At 50.0% G+C, this 17,651-nt stretch carries 16 protein-coding genes, 1 tRNA gene and 1 pseudogene; 4 read left to right on the top strand and 14 right to left on the bottom strand.

The annotated features are described in order from the left end of the window. Nucleotides 1–438 precede the first annotated feature (438 nt). Nucleotides 439–514: transfer RNA gene (locus DHN43_RS08820), tRNA-Thr, on the top strand. Nucleotides 515–1,202: 688 nt separating this feature from the next. Here the strand turns inward: DHN43_RS08820 and DHN43_RS08815 are convergent. The 13 genes from DHN43_RS08815 to DHN43_RS08755 all read right to left on the bottom strand — a co-directional run bounded on the left by DHN43_RS08815 (nt 1,203) and on the right by DHN43_RS08755 (nt 14,577). Beyond that, nucleotides 1,203–2,558 carry a hypothetical protein gene (locus tag DHN43_RS08815; protein WP_159096799.1) on the bottom strand — a complete coding sequence of 452 codons (1,356 nt, stop codon included), beginning with the start codon at nt 2,556–2,558 and terminating at the stop codon, nt 1,203–1,205. A gap of 212 nt (nt 2,559–2,770) precedes the next feature. Next, nucleotides 2,771–3,034 carry a hypothetical protein gene (locus tag DHN43_RS08810; RefSeq protein ID WP_014286557.1) on the bottom strand — a complete coding sequence of 88 codons (264 nt, stop codon included), beginning with the start codon at nt 3,032–3,034 and terminating at the stop codon, nt 2,771–2,773. 463 nt (nt 3,035–3,497) lie between these two features. Next, the gene (locus DHN43_RS08805; protein ID WP_108818354.1) at nt 3,498–5,630 is read right to left on the bottom strand and encodes a DUF6371 domain-containing protein; all 2,133 of its coding nucleotides are present in this window, start codon (nt 5,628–5,630) and stop codon (nt 3,498–3,500) included. Further along, nucleotides 5,623–5,946 carry a hypothetical protein gene (locus DHN43_RS08800; protein ID WP_108818353.1) on the bottom strand — a complete coding sequence of 108 codons (324 nt, stop codon included), beginning with the start codon at nt 5,944–5,946 and terminating at the stop codon, nt 5,623–5,625. The genes DHN43_RS08805 and DHN43_RS08800 overlap by 8 nt, the downstream gene beginning before the upstream one ends. Beyond that, entirely contained in the window at nt 5,943–6,167 is a 225-nt protein-coding gene (locus DHN43_RS08795) for a helix-turn-helix transcriptional regulator (RefSeq protein WP_199914789.1), read from the bottom strand. The genes DHN43_RS08800 and DHN43_RS08795 overlap by 4 nt, the downstream gene beginning before the upstream one ends. Nucleotides 6,168–6,261: 94 nt before the next feature. After that, the gene (locus DHN43_RS08790; RefSeq protein ID WP_159096797.1) at nt 6,262–6,567 is read right to left on the bottom strand and encodes a hypothetical protein; all 306 of its coding nucleotides are present in this window, start codon (nt 6,565–6,567) and stop codon (nt 6,262–6,264) included. A gap of 144 nt (nt 6,568–6,711) precedes the next feature. After that, on the bottom strand, nt 6,712–7,056 hold the full coding sequence (locus DHN43_RS08785; RefSeq protein ID WP_108818351.1) for a hypothetical protein: 345 nt from the start codon (nt 7,054–7,056) through the stop codon (nt 6,712–6,714). A 586-nt stretch (nt 7,057–7,642) separates the two neighbouring features. Beyond that, nucleotides 7,643–7,999, bottom strand: a complete 357-nt coding sequence (locus DHN43_RS08780) for a RidA family protein (protein ID WP_057462235.1) — start codon at nt 7,997–7,999, stop codon at nt 7,643–7,645. Between the two features lie 94 nt (nt 8,000–8,093). Further along, entirely contained in the window at nt 8,094–8,741 is a 648-nt protein-coding gene (locus tag DHN43_RS08775; RefSeq protein ID WP_108818350.1) for a DUF3726 domain-containing protein, read from the bottom strand. Next, the gene (locus DHN43_RS08770) at nt 8,742–10,436 is read right to left on the bottom strand and encodes a hypothetical protein (protein ID WP_244306671.1); all 1,695 of its coding nucleotides are present in this window, start codon (nt 10,434–10,436) and stop codon (nt 8,742–8,744) included. Nucleotides 10,437–10,512: 76 nt separating this feature from the next. Continuing rightward, on the bottom strand, nt 10,513–12,057 hold the full coding sequence (locus DHN43_RS08765) for a BCCT family transporter (protein WP_108818348.1): 1,545 nt from the start codon (nt 12,055–12,057) through the stop codon (nt 10,513–10,515). 37 nt (nt 12,058–12,094) lie between these two features. Next, nucleotides 12,095–13,126, bottom strand: a complete 1,032-nt coding sequence (locus DHN43_RS08760) for a membrane dipeptidase (RefSeq protein WP_108818347.1) — start codon at nt 13,124–13,126, stop codon at nt 12,095–12,097. Then, complete coding sequence (locus DHN43_RS08755) at nt 13,126–14,577, bottom strand: aldehyde dehydrogenase family protein (protein WP_108818346.1); 1,452 nt, start codon at nt 14,575–14,577, stop codon at nt 13,126–13,128. The genes DHN43_RS08760 and DHN43_RS08755 overlap by 1 nt, the downstream gene beginning before the upstream one ends. Before the next feature lie 105 nt (nt 14,578–14,682). Between DHN43_RS08755 and DHN43_RS08750 the strand changes: the two genes are divergently transcribed. Next, on the top strand, nt 14,683–15,564 hold the full coding sequence (locus DHN43_RS08750; RefSeq protein WP_108818345.1) for a LysR family transcriptional regulator: 882 nt from the start codon (nt 14,683–14,685) through the stop codon (nt 15,562–15,564). A 298-nt stretch (nt 15,565–15,862) separates the two neighbouring features. Here DHN43_RS08750 and DHN43_RS08745 read toward each other — a convergent pair. Next, nucleotides 15,863–16,057, bottom strand: a pseudogene (locus DHN43_RS08745) (IS110 family transposase); the annotation flags it as partial. A gap of 154 nt (nt 16,058–16,211) precedes the next feature. Between DHN43_RS08745 and DHN43_RS08740 the strand changes: the two are divergent. Then, a complete protein-coding gene (locus DHN43_RS08740; protein ID WP_108818344.1) occupies nt 16,212–16,817 on the top strand; it encodes a glutathione S-transferase family protein in 606 nt (201 codons plus the stop codon). 264 nt (nt 16,818–17,081) lie between these two features. Then, a complete protein-coding gene (locus DHN43_RS08735) occupies nt 17,082–17,504 on the top strand; it encodes a hypothetical protein (protein ID WP_108818343.1) in 423 nt (140 codons plus the stop codon). The last annotated feature ends 147 nt before the right edge of the window (nt 17,505–17,651 follow it).

Genomic DNA, 17,651 nt, shown 5'->3' with positions numbered 1-17,651 from the left:
AAGCAAAACTGACACTCAGTGAATATGTATGCTTCTCACTTTCGAAATTCACCGAAGCGGAAACTCATCGGCTCCACTCCCCTTCCATCATCCAGCTGTCGCCAAGGGGAATAAAGAAGCACAACTCACACCCAAACCGACAAAGCCAACGCTCCTTTAATCCGCCAGTGTTTTCCGGCCACCACCCCATAGGAACGCAGAAATTCCCAATACCTTTCAAACGAACGCACAAAACAACGCAGACGCGCAAACCAAGAAATTTTCTATCAATATCAATAGGCTGCATCCTCCGCATGTGGAAAAGAAACCCCAAAACAACCAGATCAACCCCGAATTCACCCAAAAAATTCGTTCCCCTGTGAATTCTTCCAAATTTTTGCATTTTCGGTATTTACAAACCCCGCCAGCGCCCGTAAATACCCCTCCAACGAAGACGACGCCGGTATAGCTCAGATGGTAGAGCACCTGACTTGTAATCAGGGGGTCGCGGGTTCGATCCCTGCTGCCGGCACCACTCTTCTCCTTGATTTATCAAGGAAATTCCAAAGCCTCCCTCGGGAGGCTTTTTGCTTTTCCGGCTTTTGTCAGCAAATGGTAAGCAAATGGGCGTTTTGGTAAGCAGGATTTCGCCCCTCCTACCCCCTCCAAATACTCTTTCAACTTAATACTGGAAAAGCTGTGAATGCCGTCACTAGCCGTCAGACGCTAGGCATTCTGCGAGGTTTTAACTCTCAAGAGTTGTCAGCAAATCGTCATTAGTTGTTTCAAACTTCCCCCCTCACATACTCAGCCATTCTCCAAACCTGATTGATTTTTGCTATTGGATAATTCGGGGAGCCTCACTTGGAGTTCCTTTGCAGCTTTCAATGAGGTTGCAGACATTCGCGAGCGCTGCATGTCGCGAGGTGACCATACCTGCCGATCAACCTGAAAAGGGAGCAAGCACGACTTGTAGAAATTAGAATCTTTAGGTTATAGCTTCTGACATACTTCTGCTCACAGAAAGCTACAATCCACTGAGATGGAACTGATTGGGGTTATTGCAACGACTTACTTTTGTAAGCTCATTCCGCCCACCACGAAAACCGATCTTGAATGGGCTTGATAATAGCAAACTACCGCGATTATGATGATTTGCGTTGTGGCTCAGATCTTGTGTTTCATTATCAAAGATCTACATCGCGGATTGCAATTCATAAAACTTACCAGATCAGCGCCCCAATCAACGATCCGATAAACGCCGCGACGAGAAACCAGATTGCATCATGACCACGTCGCATCTCAAACGCTTTGACCAAATCAGAGATCGACTGTTCTAGTTGATCAATACGATTCTGCCCCTCTTCCTCTTTCTCTTCTTCATACTCAAATAAATCCTGCTCTTCTTCGTTCTTGAACCACTCTGGGTTCGTCTTGCGGTACTCCTCCATACGGTGGGAGAGGGAGAAGTAAATAAGCCAGTCGGGATCCCGACCAGACTCAGCATTATCCCTTAAAGCATCCTGCAACTTATCGCGCCCTCTTGGAGATCGCCAAATCTTGATATTGCTCAGGAGAGCGACATTACAAAAATCGTCACGTTCCAGCCATTCCAACCAGTCAACATCAACCCAGGCGGCATTACCGTAATAGCTGATCTCAGGATCGAAAGTGCAATAGAAGGCGTCGCGTATCGCTGGATCATCACTGTTCAGAGTAACAATAGACGGCTCTACGAATTTCGCGGCGATTTCTTTTCGAATGCTTTCGTACCAATATCTCCCAATTTTACTGTCACCGCTTGGACGCCATCGTCTCAAGACAGACTCTACATCGTCATAAGTATGCCCCGCACGAGGCAGGCGAGTGTAAAGTTTCGATAAGGCATGTGCCCAATTGACATCAGTCGGAATGAGCTCCGCGAGGTCCCAACACTTATAGAATACGCTTTCGTAAGCATATTCGACACCCGGAACATCACTGGCGAAATTCTCGTTATCCTCGCACGGTGTCGTGATGCGCCGGTTTGCACTCAGAAACAACAGGACATGTTGGAAACGGTCATCCGGTAAGCGATACTCAGGAGCAACCTCTGGGTTTCCTTTACCACCCCACAAACTGACGAGTCGACAGTAGAAAGCATCCTCTAAGTGAGGGTTCTCACAAATAGCCCGCAGTTCGCCAAGCGAACCATTCCTGATGATCTTCCAAATCAGAGTGTCGTCGTCGTATATATCTGACCAGCATTCACTCACCGACTCGCCCTCAAACAGTGAAGGGTTTCCGCAGGCGACTATCCGAGTGGATGCATCTGCTCGTTGGTAGACGCGGACAAGCACTGTTCTTGATCTTCCAAATTGGGCAAGGGCGAGGTCGATCAGAGGCAAGTTGCGTCGGAAAAGGATAGTTTCGAGAGCTAAGCTCTCAGGTGGTGTCAATGGGTTTCCGAAGGGTGACGGATCGTTGATGGTACGGCTTTTGAGCCAATCAAGCGCGTCTTCCTCACGACACTTAGACAGAAAGGCAGCATCACGATAGACGCTAAAATGACTTGGTCGTTTCCGTGAAAAGGAAGTCAATTTGTTTACCCTTTGCAATTTGGTGTCTGATGAGATTATATCGCGGATCGTACTATGAGACAGGAGTGTTGCAGAGATTGTCCTTCATCCGGATCTATCTGAAAGAGCATTTATATATTTATGAACAGGCAAACAAAAAAGGCCTGAGAAGCTTCACGCTTCCCAAGCCAGAATATTCCATGAGAGGCAAAGCCTCTCTTCATTCCGTATTTTTAGTCTTTGGAGACTTCCAGCGCGCAAGGTTCGAGCAGCTCGGAAATCTTCTCGCTACTTCCCTGCACATCTTCAATGTGATTGCGCACAGTATCAAACAGCGTCAGCAACGCTTCATATTCCTGCGTGTGCTCCATGCGTTCACTCAGAACCACACTCATGGAATAAACTAGATTTTTGAGGTGGTTGGCTGTGAGGTGAAGCTGATCCACTTCATTGCGAAGGGACGTATGGGCACATTTCTCTTTTCCAGTATCAGTCATCTAAAAACCCTCTAAGCAAGTAGTTGAAGAACCACTCAGCAGAAGGCTTCTGATGGCCCACTGGCGAGCGGGAGGTTCAGAACCTGGCTTAGACAGGCGGGTTTATTCCCCCGCAAAGGGTATTGTATTCACCGCCCTCCCGCCCATAAGCGAGAGTTTGCGCTTGAAGACATACCCCCAAACACAAATAGACCGCGAAGTAACGACTGCGGTGACCGCTAAGCAAACAAGGTTCTGACGCCTCAAGCTGACCATGCGATGAACAACGCAAGGTGTCAATGCAAGGAAACTGAATTCCTCCACAAATCCATGGGATTAGCGGGGCTAAAAAGGGAGAACAACAACAAGAACCTCAACACCAAGCCCTCGCGAAAACCACATAGGCGCTTGTGCCGTGGTCTCGAACTACCCGTAGGCAGGCAAAAGCCTGAGAAGGACCCGCGATGCTTGAAAGAGGAAGGCGCTATATCACATCTAGATAGATCAACCGCTTTGACCCAGTTGCCTTCTTAGTCACTTGTATCCGCTTCGACCTCAGCAGAGGCGCAGCCCGATCTACCGCATTGCCAAACGCATTCACCTTTTGTGGCCAGAAGCGCGACGACCTGATTTGATCACTCACGAGATTAATGAGCTCACCATAAAGCTCAGTAGCTGTCCCCATCCAGTTTTCACCACCATGTTGCCCCATCACAAACTCATGAATCGCGACGGCTACAGGATCACCTTCAAACACGGCTTCTATCGTTCCACGCCGGTTGTTTTCATAAGCCTCCAGAAACTCCATATCTTCCCAGCCAAGTCCAGAAGATGCAGCCACCATGAGCCGTGCAAAGTCCGCCATACGTGGATGGCGCTCCAAATGCACCTGATCAATGTTGCGGATTGCAGTACTCAAGCCATCCAACAAGGCTCCCAACATTCCCGGCTTAAGATGCTCCCACTCTTGCCAGAACAGATCCTCCGGCTGACGACCTGCCTCATCAATCCTCTTGAGGCGAACAGAAAGGGCGCGCTCAGCTAAGTCAGCTCGTTCTGTAAGCGTGGGAATGCCATTCAAGAGAACAGGCCGTGAGCCATGGAACCAGTAGGCATCCCCATCCGTGTGCAGCTTGCGAGAGATAAACCCGCTTCCCGTCGCCATCCGGCAGATCGCATCCGAAAGCCAGTTTTCCATTTTGGAGACATTATCGAAGTTCAGCACATGTCCGTTCTGCGCCATCACCATCAGGTCCCGCTCATCCTTAGGCAAGGACGATGCTGCCACCGCACAAGGATCACTCAGAGAACGCAGCAACCGCGCCATAGTGCTCTTACCACTGCCCTGTTCTCCTCCAAGTGCCAGAACCGGATAGCTGTTGCTCCGCCCCCACAGCGAAGCAATCAACCAGGCAATGATAAGCTTGTAATCTTCATCCTCTGAATTGATGAGATGCCGCATCTCTTCAATCATCTGCCCTTTGCACGGTTCCGGAAGAGCGGTCATGGTTGGTTTGCGAATGAACTTCACTGGCGGATTATCAACCACCTCCCAACCATCTCGCGTGATACGAACTGCCCGCCAGCTTTCATCGCCTAAATCCAGCCAGCTCACATCTTGCGTCCAACCGGTCCGCAAGAAGGGCTCATAACAAGCCCCCTGCTCTATAGCGCGGACTTCAAACACCCGCAGCGCATCACTGAGCACTTGAGAAGAAACAGCAGCACCGGTTTCCTCATAGTATCGCCCAACAAGCCAATGCTTGAAGCGCGTACTACCAACAGCCCAATGCTCTTGGTGGCCGTTGATATTCAGCGTGGCAAAAGCTTCCTTCTGCGGTGAATGCCAAAGCTCAATCCTGTCCGCAACAGCAAGCAAGCTTGAACGAGATGCAGGCCGTTTTGGTTCTGCCTCCTCTTGATCTTCACCATCTGAAGGTTTGGCCCCACTCACGGAGCAAACAAAGGTATCAGCTTGCTCACAGGTCCAGCCATCACTCAAAGCATCAGCAGCATCCCAACCTTTGGGAACACCCTCCGGCACATCCAGCACCACAACAGATCCAACGCCCACATCTTCAAGGCAGGCCTTCACTTCTCCAGCAAACCTTCCACCTGCTTCATCAGCATCCGGCCAGATGACTACATCTCGCCCATAAAGGGCTGACCAATCCACCTTTTTAGCTGCATTGGAACCACCAGATGAGCTGATACAAACATGTTGCAGTAGCAATTGCCGCGCAGCATCTGCAGCCTTCTCCCCTTCTACAATGACGACAGGTGCATCTGGAGCGTTCGCCAGGAGGTCCAAACCATAAAGTGGCCTCGGTTGCGGCCAGGTCTCCCACCGCCACCGAAGCTTCTTCTCAACTCGAAACAGACACAAAGGCCGAAAGTTTTTGCCCTCACCTTCAATATCAAACCGGCAGATATAACCAAGCACTGCACCGCTCACGTCTCGGTAAGTCCATCGATATGACGGCACTCCAAGCTTAGGATGAAAGGCAGGCGGCTCCGGTGCCTCATCTGGCACCGGATTAACAATCACCTTGCCCGGTTGCGTTCGGTTGGATTTGGTTGCTTGATCTGTTTTGATTGGAGCAAACGGATCACTCATAAGCATCCACTCCAATCATATCCGCCAGATTACAGGCTACTTGCTTTTGAGAGAGTGAGAACAGATAGGCCCCAAGGCTGATAAAGTCTCGACCACCCTCGCCGGTGGCGAAGTCACACCACAGTCCGGTATCAATGTTGATCTTGAAAGAACCAGCCCGCCGATCCATGCGACGCGGATTCTTGACCGTATACTCAGAGCCTGAGAGCTTACCACCTGGCAACCACCGCCGACAGATCGTATCCCCATGCAGCAAAGCAGATCTGGCAACACGCTGAAAGGCAATCCGAGGTTTTGGCTTAAAGCGTCGTCTCATAACCGTACCTCCGCTTCACTCGTGGAGCTGGTCAAATGAGCTTCAATCCAGACCTGAATATCGGAAGGCCGATACCTCACCGCCTTGCCAAGCTTGACGTAGTTTGGCCCACCGCCACGTACCCGCCAAGCCTGAATGGTTCGAATAGAAATCCCGAGATAGTCCGCTGCAGCCGCTTCCGTAATCAAAGCGTTCTCAGCGCTGTTTAGTTCCGTCCTCATAACCATCATCTCCTCTCATTTGCGACGAGGAAATGCTGGTTGGATTCCACCGACAAAAATAGGCGACACGATTATTCAGTGCGGGTGATCTGATTTAGCGATTTGAAGAGCGCGCGGATCTTGGCCCCGGTTTCGTGCGGTCTTTAGGAGCGTGTAAAGCCCAAAGTCTCTCAAAATGTCGACCACTTAATCCTGGAAAAAGCTGTAATGCTTCCTTCTCGATGCTGTCTCTTCTTTGCCAAGGTCGATCTGCAAGAGATTGCAGAAAACGTATGACTTCACCCTCAACAAAACGGCCTTTGCTATCAGGTCTAGACTTGCGCTTTCTCTTGGTGTTTTGAGCCACAAATATCGTCAGATCTTCGGCCAGCACCTGTCTCTCATCACCGTCAATACGCAAGAGTTCATTTCGCCGCAGCGAGACATAGGAGAACTCAGAAGACCAGAGAGAGGCAGGCACATCAACCGCTTCAGCTAGGCACTCTCACGTCCTTTCGCTATGAGTTCACCACTCTGCAGTGCTGATATCAGAGTTAGATACGTTTCAAAAATTAGCTGAATTGCTAGCTTTTTCCTCAGCTCTCCGGGGAGCCTTGCCGCTCTCAAGGATTTCCATCAACCCATGATCATCCAGCCACTCTGGAAGAACTGTTTTCTTATGGTGCTGAGTTAAAGTTCGAAGGTCAGTTGTTACAGGCCAACAACTAGGCGAGAGATTGGAAAAATAAGAACAGATGCCCTCGAGTGTCCAATCATAAACTGATGCAACCACGCTTGCGTCATAGATTGCTTCACTCACTTCATCTCGATCAAACAGTAATCCTCCGAAAGCATCTTTGAAGAAATGCCCTTCGACAAGCGTCAGATCATACGCTGCAATCTCCCCCATTGGATCTCCTAACCTAACAATCACGGACACCACTGTAGACTAGCGCAAACTGAGGAATGACTTTGCTGAAACAAGTTCACTTAGTAACGACTAGAACGAAAGGAATCCTGCTCTCAAAAAGCAGCCCAAAAGCCGACTTTTAGCTAGCTCGATCACAGGTTAAGACACGCTTACGCGATGCCTTCAGCGGTAGTTTTTGCGACGATATGCGATTACTGACCATTAGCCGCCATTCGCATTATCTCAGGGTAACCAAGGACATAGCGAAATTTCAACTCTAAGTCGCTTTGAACAAATGCTCCGTTCATGTCTCACAAAAACGGACCGTTGCTTACTAAAAGGGTGAGGTGCTTACCTTCAATGGTAACTGAGATCTGATAGCAGTGGCAGCATTACGTCGGGCTCATATCCATTAAACCAAATTTCACCATCAACATTTTGCTATTTTGAATATGTGATACCCACTTACGCAATGTAGAACTCATCTTTTAGTTGATGATGGCAAATCTACAAGGTGCACGTAATAAGCCTATTGATATAATTGATCAGTAGGCCTGACTGTCTACTGATCAACCTTGCAAGTCAGTTAAAGCGCTGCGAGCACCAGAACCTCGATTTTGTAGTGAGGTTTTGCCATGCGGGCCTCGACACAAACTCGTGTTGGGGCTGCGTTGAGATCAGCGACCCACTCATCCCAGACGTTATTCATCCCATCATATTCACGCATGTCTGCCAGCCAGATCTGGACGGAAAATACGTTTTCACGAGTTGTCCCTGCCTCAGCAAGCAAGCTGTCAACTTTTGCAAAAACATCTTTTGACTGTTCGGTGATGTCACCCTCAACCAGCTGAGACACCTGACCTGCCAAGTGAACAACATCATTGTGAATTGCTATGGCAGAAAAGCGCTTTGAACCGCCTAGTTTTTTGAGTTCTGAGCTCATTTTTACTCCAGTTTTCATCAGTCAGCGTGTTCATGCAAACACCTGACCTCTTCCATCGGTTTTCTTAATCTTGAGATTGAAGAGCGGCTGCTGATCAGTCGTTGTCTGTCAGGCCAGCACCAGCGCCACGCAGGCGGGATGCTTCTGTCGCCGGGGCGAAAGTTCGCTGTGCAAATACCCCAAGCCGGGCCCAACATGCATCCCCAACAACCGCTCTATGGATAGGTTTGCTTTGCGAGAGCATTTGTGCCGGAGCAGAACATTCAACCCGTTTGGCATGGGAGGATAAAATCGCCTCCGAGTTGCCCTGAACACAGAGTTCCTTGCCATTGGTGACCATGCGCGTGCCTTCCCATTCCACAGCAACTGGCTGGCCAAGACGCAAGGCTGCACCAGATGCAAAAGGGACGACCAGCAATGGGTAATCAACTTCCAGCATTGTTATGATGTTGCCCAGCTCCATTTTGATCGCACAATCGCTCATCGCGGCGCCCGCAATGAGCGGGCTTAGCCTGCCTGCCGGAGCGCGCCAAATACCCTGAAGTGCCACCGGTGACAGGTCAACTGCTGGTAATCTGTCGTTCAGCTCTAAGAGTGAGACAAGCAAGTCTGGCCCAGGAAATCCAAAAGAGGCAAGCCAGCGCGTTCCTTTGGCAGCCTCCTCACATAAGCCCCATGGCAACCCTGCACCACGAGAAGCACACTTGCACATCGCTTCGATTTCATTGAGAGAATAACTCATCTAGTTGCCTTTACGCAGTGCTGGATAGACCCAGAAATCATCAGATTGTAACGCCAACTCCTCCGGATAAGGCGCGTTTGCATACATGTTGATGCGTACCCAACGATCAGAGCGCGGATCGAATTGCACTGCGCCGAAAAAGGCGAGTTTACATCTCAGCATATCGATCGGCAGAACATCGCTTGCAATCGTATTGTCGCGGATTTCAGCATAGGGTGCCTGATTGACAATCTGAGCGCGGCGAACGATGTGACGGTATTCAGGATGCCTCAACAGAAACTGAGCGATGTTTTTGTCTTCTGGCCAGTGGCCCAGAGCATGATAAAGCGCAGCTGCATCTCGTCCGGGCGCTAAAGGTTGCTCGTATTCTTCAATCGGCTCTTCAAAGCGTTCACCCAGACGTGGCTCCAGCTTCTCCTCTGAGACATACCAGGCCTTTGCTTTGTTCTGCTGATCACTCCAATCAATTTCCAATGCCCAACCATAGACCCGTTCAAGGACTTCCCGTAGATCCTGAAGTGTCATCGCTCCAGCAATGCGGAATGTTGGCGTGTTGTCGGCGGCCATGGTGTTTGCGAGATCATCAACAAGTGCGCCATAAGGCTCCAGCATCAAGGAAGTCAGGCACTCCTGCCCTTCCAGAGACAGTTCCTTTTCTGCCCAGGTATTTAGCTGGTTCCAAGGGTGATCACTTGCATCAGAGATGTTTTCGGCCTGCTGCTGCAACGATACAAGGTCACGCTTGAGCCCATCAGTCTTTTCAGATTGGATCTGATGGTCCGTTGTCCAGGACGCAGTCAATAAAATGCTGCGCGCCAACAACTCACGAAAGAGTTCAATCTCTTGTTCACTTGCCTGAGGGAGTGCACGTACGCGTGCAGCCGCTTGTTCCCGCGCGGCAATCCAGTTGTTAAACAGTACAGGGTGATTGAGCAGAAATGGCGCCATTCCGAGGCCAGTTGAATTTCCGATGCCCATAGAACGGGCGATAGCAGGATCCAACTTTACAGCTTTTTCTCCCCCCTTCATTCGCGCCATATACTCGACAAGGTCGCGCACAAAAGCACGTGTCAGAAAGACGGAAAGCATCTCCACCTGGAACGGACTTTGAAACTCAAGACGGTCCGCGATCATTTCGCGATCCGCCGCCCCAAACTTGCCTGACCCATAAACGGCTGTGGTACGCATGAGATAGCCGACGGCTTCGATCTTTTGGAGATCCGGCTGCTCTCCCTTTGCCAGAGCCGTTACAATGTGCTCCCACAATCGCGCCGAACGGTTGGCGCGTGACAGTGATAGTTCTGTCTCACAAATGCGCCCAGCCTCTTGCAAAGGTACGTTGCGAGAAAGACGTTCAATATCCTCAGAGGTTGGAATACCGTCAAAAAGAGTGAACGTTGCGTCCCAGGCATCCGCGATCACGCGATCTGATCGTTTCTCAGCTGGAAGATCATGCGAAAAGGCAACAAGAGAGTAGGTTCGGTCCGGACCATGAGCGCAATAGACAGCGTGTCCAACACCGCATTCATCCATTTCAAAGACAGGTCGGTCAAATCGCCAATTTTCATTCTGCATGCGTCTTAGAAGAATACGCATGAAGGATAGGCGCGATTGATGGATTGAACCGAGACGGCTCAACTTCATCACCTTATCAGGTGAACGCAGTTGGATTGCATCGGTTTCGCAAACACTCATAATCATCTCATCCTCTGGACAATCCGAAGCTTAAATTGCCCAAGCTATATTGGAAATATGTGCTCGGGCAATTTGCTTAGCTGTCTCTTCCTTTCGCTATTGTGATGCGCAATGCATCCCAAAGTGACGGAATGAGTAGCAAGGATACTGGTACTGCGGTGATGACGATAAAGCTTTGCAACTTTGAGACGCCGCCAGACCCTACTGAAATCAGGATTATTGCCATCATACCCATTGCAATGCCCCAGAACACACGAACTGCCATAGATGGTGTTCCGCTCTTGGACATGGTGACAGAGATGACGTAGGTCATGGAGTCACCTGTTGTCGCTACGAAAATCGTTGTCAAAACCAAGAAGAGGATTGAGACAAAGAAGCCAAGCGGCAACTGCTGTGTGATCGCCAAGAGTGCAGCTGGAAGGTTGAAACCTTCAAAAGCAGTCGCGATTGACCCAGCCTGCTGAAGTTCAAATGCAATCCCAGAACCGCCAACAATAGTGAACCAGAAGTTTGTGACAATTGGCGCGACAATGGACAGCATGATCACGATAGAGCGAATGGATCTGCCACGAGAGACACGCGCGATGAACATTGCCATCAACGGGCCGTATCCCATGAACCAGCCCCAGAAGAACACAGTCCACCAGCCAAGCCAACCCGGCTCACCAAAGACACCAGCTTCGCCGCGGTAAAGCGCCATGCCGAAGAAGTTGCCAAGATATGTTGCAAAGCCTGAGAAGAAGCTGTTGAAGATGAAGGCTGTTGGGCCAGCGAGCAAGACGAAAAGCAGCAGACCGGCAGCCAGAATGACATTCAGGCGGCTCAGAAGCTGGATACCTCTGGAAAGACCGGAGATGGCTGAAATCGTATAGAGCGCGACCAGGCCAGCGATCACAACAGCTTGTGTTGTAAACCCATCTGGAATGCCAAACAGATCACTCAGACCGTAACTGACTTGCAACCCGAGGAAGCCAATCGGACCCACGGTTCCAGCAACCACAGCAATGATACTTGACGCATCCGCTATGAGACCAATTGGACCGTTGATCGCTTTGTCGCCAAACACTGGGTAAAGCAAGGTCCGCGGTGCGAGTGGCAATCCTTTTTCATAGTGATAATGCATCAGCATCACGGTACTCAAAGAGCCAAGAATCGCCCAGGCCAAAAAGCCCCAATGCATAAAGCTTTGGGCCATGGCTGCATCCACGGCAGCATCCGTGCCGGCTTCTGCGCCAAACAGTGGAGGCGATGACAGGAAGTGCGCCATTGGCTCACCCGCAGCCCAGAAGACACCGCCACCTGCTAGCAGGGTGCACATGATCATTGCGCCCCACTGGAAGACCGTAAACTCTGGCTTTGCCAGGTTGCCCATAATTGCCTTGCCGCCCGGCAATACACAAAGGATCAAGCCCAATAGAAACGTTGACAGAAGCAGCATCTGCCAAAACAAGCCAAAGTATGTTGCTGAAATATTGAAGCCCCAATCAACAAATGCCGATAATACATCGAGATTGATGAGTGCGACTAAGCAGAAGAGCACGATAAAGCCACCTGTAATCGCAAGCAGCGGCAAATTGGTATCGTTCGTTTCCTCTACAGATTGCTTGGTAATGTCCGTCATGTTTCCCTCCCTGGTGACGGCAATGCAGCATGTTCAGTTAGGCTGAACAGTTCTTCTTCAACTCCAATGGGGGTGAGTTAAGCAGCCTCTTTTCGGCTGGTGCTGCGTGAAAACTGCTTTCATAAAAGCAGTACCAATTTCGGCCCATGATCCCCGCAGTTTCCTCCTCATTGAAACCGACAGTTCGCAAACCACTTTCAAGGTTGCCAAAATCTTTGTTGCTCTCGAACCATGTAGGCATTGGCGGAAAACCCGGTGCACTCGCCGAGCCCTCACCGTAATCCGTCTCTTTTGTCCAACGCCCCATGCGCATCCATTCCACGATGCTATCTGGCTGGTCCTGGCAAAGGTCAGAGCCTATGCCTAAATGCTGTGCACCAAACTTCTCTGCAGTCCGCGCAATCATCGTGCAGAAGCTTTCAAGCGTGCACGCCGATTTGTCTTTGAGGTGATGCGGGTAAAGCGAGAAGCCCAGCATTCCGCCATTTTGCACAACGGCCTGAATAACATCATCTTTCTTGTTACGCAGCGCAGGTGCCCAATCAAACGGATTGGCATGCGTGATTGCGATTGGCCTTTCAGAGTAATCCGCAGCCTCAATCGTCGACCGATCAGCAGAATGGCTCATATCCACGACAAGCCCGACCCGGTTCATCTCCCTCACAACCTGTTTGCCCATCCGGGTAAGGCCGGTATCTTCAGCTTCATAGCAACCTGTGGCAAGCAACGACTGGTTGTTGTATGTCAGCTGCATAAATCGTGCACCAAGGCGGTGCACAATCTCAACGAGGCCGATATCATCTTCAATCGGGCTTGGGTTTTGGAAACCAAAGAGGATTGCTGTGCGGTTGGTTTCGCGTGCAACATCAATATCAGCGGCCACATAAGCGGGCATAATGAGGTCAGAGTATTGCTCAAACCAGCGGTTCCACTGCTCAAAATTGAGAACTGTCTCGCGAAAATTCTCATGATACGCGATCGTTACATGAACAGCGTCTAATCCCCCTGCCCGCATTTGCCGAAAGATTTTCTCAGACCAGTTGGCATATTGAAGATTGTCGATCCACATCACACAGGAACTCCGGATGAGATGTAGGAGGTTTTGACGATGGTGTAGAAATCCTTCGCGTGGGAGCCCTGCTCTCGTGGGCCATACGAGCTGTCTCCACGACCACCAAATGGAACGTGATAGTCAGTACCAGCTGTCGGCAGATTAACCATCACACACCCAGTACGCGCGTTTCTGCGGAAATGGGTTGCCCTTGCAAGGTTTTGCGTCACGATGCCTGATGTCAGTCCGAAATTGGTGTCATTGACGGTCGCGAGCGCTTCATCATAACTGCCAACCTTGATGACTGCCGCCAATGGTGCAAACATCTCTTCACGGTTGATTTTCATGGAATTATTCGAGTTCAGGAAGACACCGGGAGACATATAGAAACCCTGTGTCGGCATCTCCAGACGCTGCCCACCACATGCGAGCTCAGCACCTTCGGACTTACCAAGCTCAACATAAGCCAGATTTTCGTTGAGTTGTTGTTCAGAAACGACCGGACCAATCTGAGTTCCCCTCTGCAATGCATGGCCAACCTTCATGGCTTTTGTGCCAGCAATGAGCTTCTCAACAAACGCATCATGAATGGCTTCGTGGACAACCAGACGGGAAGAAGCGGTGCACTTCTGCCCGGTTCCGCCAAACGCCCCTCCGATTGCTAAAGATACAGCCAGATCAAGGTCGGCATCATCCATGACTGCAAGAGCATTTTTGGAGCCCATTTCCATCTGAACACGTGTGAAATTCTGAACAGCTGCTGATGCAATGCCGCGGCCAACCGGAACAGAACCCGTGAAGGAAATCGCATCGACCTTTGGGCTTTCAACCAAACGTTGACCAATGTCGCGACCAGAGCCCATGACCAGTGAGAAGAGGCCTTTGGGTATGTCTTGCCGCTCAATAATCTCTGCCAGAGCGACAGCAGAAGCAGGCGTCAAATTTGCCGGTTTCCAGACAACAGCATTTCCAAATGCAAGAGCTGGAGCAATCTTCCAGGAAGCCGTTGCTGTTGGGAAGTTCCACGGAGAGATGATCGCAACAACGCCAACAGCTTCCCGACGGACATCAACCTCGATACCATCCCGCACTGAATCTGCGTTTTCACCGATCTGACGCAGTGTTTCAGCGGCATAGTAGGTAAAGAACTGGCCCGCACGGTAGACTTCGCCCTTACCTTCTGCGAGAGGTTTACCTTCTTCACGAGAAAGCAGAGTGCCAAGTTCCTCGGCACGCGCCATCATCTCAGTTCCAATCGCATTCAGCACGTTGTATTTACGCTCAATGCCATAAGCAGCCCATTCCGCCTGAGCAATGCGTGCCTGGTCCAAGGTCGCTTCCAGCTGATCAGCAGATGCCTGCGCAAATAGACCAACAAGATCACTCAGATCCGATGGGTTCCGGTTCTCAACTTCGCTTGTGCCAGCGGTCCAGTTTCCTGCAATGAGATTCAGTTTTGTGTCGACCATGTGATCTGCTGCCTATTCGCCCGTAGAATTACTGAGCAGACTATGGACACATGATGCAATTTCAGTCAAAATCAAATTTCTGTAACTTGTTTCAGGAAAATTGAAATGCAGATCAAGATTGAGATGCTTCGTTGCTTCGTCGCTGTTGCACGAACCGGCAACCTTAGTGATGCAGCCGAGGTTCTTGGGCGCACACCTTCAGCACTCTCCATGATGCTAAAACAACTGGAAGAAAATCTGGGACAATCATTGTTTGAGACTGATCGTAAGAACCGGCTCTCAGCGCTTGGATCTTTCGTTCTGGAGCAGGCAGAGCGGGAACTTTATCAATTTGACGGCATGGTTCAGGACATTGTGAACTTCGCAAAAGCAAAAAGCGGAAAAGTGCGGTTGGCCGCCGTTCCATCTGTTGCAAACACAATCATGCCGGAAGTCATTGCACGGTTCCTTTCTATGCGCCCTGATGTTCACATCGAACTCCGCGACATGGATTCTGCTTCCATCCTACGCGAGCTAGCAAAAGACCGTATTGATCTGGGCATTGCCTCCACACAGGGCCACGCCACTTCATTTCACACTCAAACTCTCTTCTCTGACCGCTTTGGTATTCTGTGTCACAAATCCAGCAGTTTGCTTCTAAAAGATCAAGACTTGAGTTGGGAAGACTTGAAAGGGGAACGCTTGATTGCAAACAATCTGTCTCAGTCGATTCAGGTTTCAGCTTGTCAGAGGCTACACGCTGAATCTGGTCTAAAAGTCCATAACATAACATCATTGATAGCAATGATCCGTAATAAGGTCGGCATTACTATTCTACCTGAGACAAGTGCTCAGATACTCAACACAGACGAGATCAGTTTTGTTCCGCTTCCAGGAGCAGGCCTCCAACGAGAAATTGAACTTATCAGAAAATCAGAAACACCCGCTTCCCCAGCAGCAGGAGAGCTGGAGCGGACAATTCTGACATTCATTCAAGATAGAAAGTAAGTTCTTTCAAAATACGAAAGAAACAACAGTGCCTTCTATGCAGGCAGCCTCAACTCTTGATGGAAACACTTGAATGGCAGGTAATGGCCCTGATTACAGGCATGTTGCTGAGTGACCATACCTGACGTTCGACCTGAGACCGGACAGCCCCAGCCAGAGCGAGATCTAAACCTAGGATGGCCTTGTTGCACGGGTCGTGAATAGCTTAAAGCACGCCCAAACCCGTAAATTCAGGTCATGGGATTGCTTCGAACGCGGGCCTGCCGAGTTTGGTTATTGTGTTGAGAATGCTGACGCCAATCTCACGGCCCCAATAATGGGAACTCGCACAAGCCTCCATTGCAACAATACAGGGAGGCTGCTTGCCCAAAAACGGTAGCAACTGCTTGCGTGATAATTTCTTACGGAACGCAACTGACCCGTCACCTCGGGCCCCATGGAGTTGAAAAACACGCTTTGCAAGATCAATCCCAATGATGCTAACTTCTTCCATGGATGCTGCTCCCTTTGTTAGTAAGACCAAGTCTAACTATAATGGCACATTGCGATGCCGTCGGGGTGGGGCATCCAACCCATCAAGGTCGCTCACATGGAGAAGGCTCTGTCGCGGAATCTCCTATGACAAACTAAAAAGGACCTAGATTGACATGAAACTCTACAACTCTATGTCTGGAAACACCAAGCGTGTCCGCATTTTCATATCCGAAAAAGACATCAGTATTCCACGTGTCGAGCTTGAGCTTGGCAGCGGCACACGCACTCCTGAATATCGCAAGATAAATTCCCTGGGAGAGGTTCCTGCTCTTGAGCTGGATGATGGCCGTGTCATCACGGAAAGCCGGGCGATATGTCGGTTTCTTGATATTAAATTCCCCAAGATTCCGCTGATGGGTGTCAGCGCATTTGATCAAGGCAATATCGCGATGTGGAGCGAGCGCATCCACAGCCATATCTTCATGGCCTACGGCCTGATGGTTCGGCATGCGATGGCTCTCTTCGCCGAGGTAGTAGATCAAGTGCCTGAATTTGCTGAGACCCAGCGTCAATCTATTCCCGCAAAGTGGATCTGGTTGAACGACGAGATGTCTGACCGACGGCCTTTTATTGCCGGCGATACCTTTAGCTTCGCCGATGTCGAAGGTATGACTGCGCTGATGCTCGCAGACGCTTTTAACATACCTATTCCCGGCGATTGCTCTCATGTATTGAGATGGGCTGACACCATGCGCAACAGACCGAGTTGGGAGGCTTGATAGATGGGGACCACCAAAAAGTGGCCTGGTTTGAGAAAAATGGAGGGACTTCGGGTTAGCGTGTCTCAACCCATGATAGAACTGCCCGAGTGTCCGCTTCTGGCCCGACTGATCTCGAAGTAGCCATGCCCATAAGATAGCTCACCCAACGAGCAAACTTCGAAAATAATGCGTCAAATATCACCATCAATTCCATGAAGTTTTCAAGATTGCACTAATCAGACACTTTGAAGGCGATGGATACCAACACTTAAGGAACTGGTGATGATTTGGAAATGGGCTGAGCGGAAGCGCCAGAAACTACTCGATAACGCAGTCAAAGAGCAACAGATTCAGGTTGCTGGTTGGGTTGAGTGTACTCAGGAGATGACTGATGAAACTATTGATACACTCTATCGGATGATGGAAAAGAGCGACAAGAGCCTTGAGCAGGTTGCCGCCAGCGAAGAGGGGCGCAAACTCCTCTTTCAATTTCTATTGCACCGCCAGTGGGTCGCTTACAACGTTGAACTCTTGCGCCAGGTTTCTGCAAAAGCAAAGAAAGCGCGCTTTTCCCATTACACAGAGCAGATCGAAAACCGTGTTGCAGTATCTGAAATGCAGATCCTCTACCGTCAGCTGATCGACGAGTTTTTGCCCTTTGCTGGCCGAGAAATTAAAAAGATCCAAGACTACTACAACCAATAGATTTGCGCAGAGTGTCCGTCCTTAAAGCAAGCTGGACATACAGAAGCATCTAAATCCTGTTCGCGCTGATCTATGAACCACCTTGCATTTCGATGAAATAGATCTGCGCCGGATGCAAAGCACTCATATACATAGCTTAAACTCTCG

The organism is Pseudovibrio sp. Alg231-02, from assembly GCF_900143565.1.
GTDB lineage: Bacteria > Pseudomonadota > Alphaproteobacteria > Rhizobiales > Stappiaceae > Pseudovibrio.
Note: the sequence above shows the minus strand (reverse complement) of the source record. Positions and strands in the feature narration are given on the sequence as shown.

Excerpts from the sequence above, each read along its gene's own strand:
- DHN43_RS08765 (WP_108818348.1), bottom strand. The coding sequence starts at position 12,057 with ATGACGGACATTACCAAGCAATCTGTAGAGGAAACGAACGATACCAAT.
- DHN43_RS08735 (WP_108818343.1), top strand. The coding sequence starts at position 17,082 with ATGATTTGGAAATGGGCTGAGCGGAAGCGCCAGAAACTACTCGATAAC.
- DHN43_RS08805 (WP_108818354.1), bottom strand. The coding sequence starts at position 5,630 with ATGAGTGATCCGTTTGCTCCAATCAAAACAGATCAAGCAACCAAATCC.
- DHN43_RS08800 (WP_108818353.1), bottom strand. The coding sequence starts at position 5,946 with ATGAGACGACGCTTTAAGCCAAAACCTCGGATTGCCTTTCAGCGTGTT.
- DHN43_RS08810 (WP_014286557.1), bottom strand. The coding sequence starts at position 3,034 with ATGACTGATACTGGAAAAGAGAAATGTGCCCATACGTCCCTTCGCAAT.
- DHN43_RS08740 (WP_108818344.1), top strand. The coding sequence starts at position 16,212 with ATGAAACTCTACAACTCTATGTCTGGAAACACCAAGCGTGTCCGCATT.
- DHN43_RS08775 (WP_108818350.1), bottom strand. The coding sequence starts at position 8,741 with ATGAGTTATTCTCTCAATGAAATCGAAGCGATGTGCAAGTGTGCTTCT.
- DHN43_RS08780 (WP_057462235.1), bottom strand. The coding sequence starts at position 7,999 with ATGAGCTCAGAACTCAAAAAACTAGGCGGTTCAAAGCGCTTTTCTGCC.
- DHN43_RS08760 (WP_108818347.1), bottom strand. The coding sequence starts at position 13,126 with ATGTGGATCGACAATCTTCAATATGCCAACTGGTCTGAGAAAATCTTT.
- DHN43_RS08770 (WP_244306671.1), bottom strand. The coding sequence starts at position 10,436 with ATGAGTGTTTGCGAAACCGATGCAATCCAACTGCGTTCACCTGATAAG.
- DHN43_RS08795 (WP_199914789.1), bottom strand. The coding sequence starts at position 6,167 with ATGAGGACGGAACTAAACAGCGCTGAGAACGCTTTGATTACGGAAGCG.
- DHN43_RS08750 (WP_108818345.1), top strand. The coding sequence starts at position 14,683 with ATGCAGATCAAGATTGAGATGCTTCGTTGCTTCGTCGCTGTTGCACGA.
- DHN43_RS08785 (WP_108818351.1), bottom strand. The coding sequence starts at position 7,056 with ATGGGGGAGATTGCAGCGTATGATCTGACGCTTGTCGAAGGGCATTTC.
- DHN43_RS08755 (WP_108818346.1), bottom strand. The coding sequence starts at position 14,577 with ATGGTCGACACAAAACTGAATCTCATTGCAGGAAACTGGACCGCTGGC.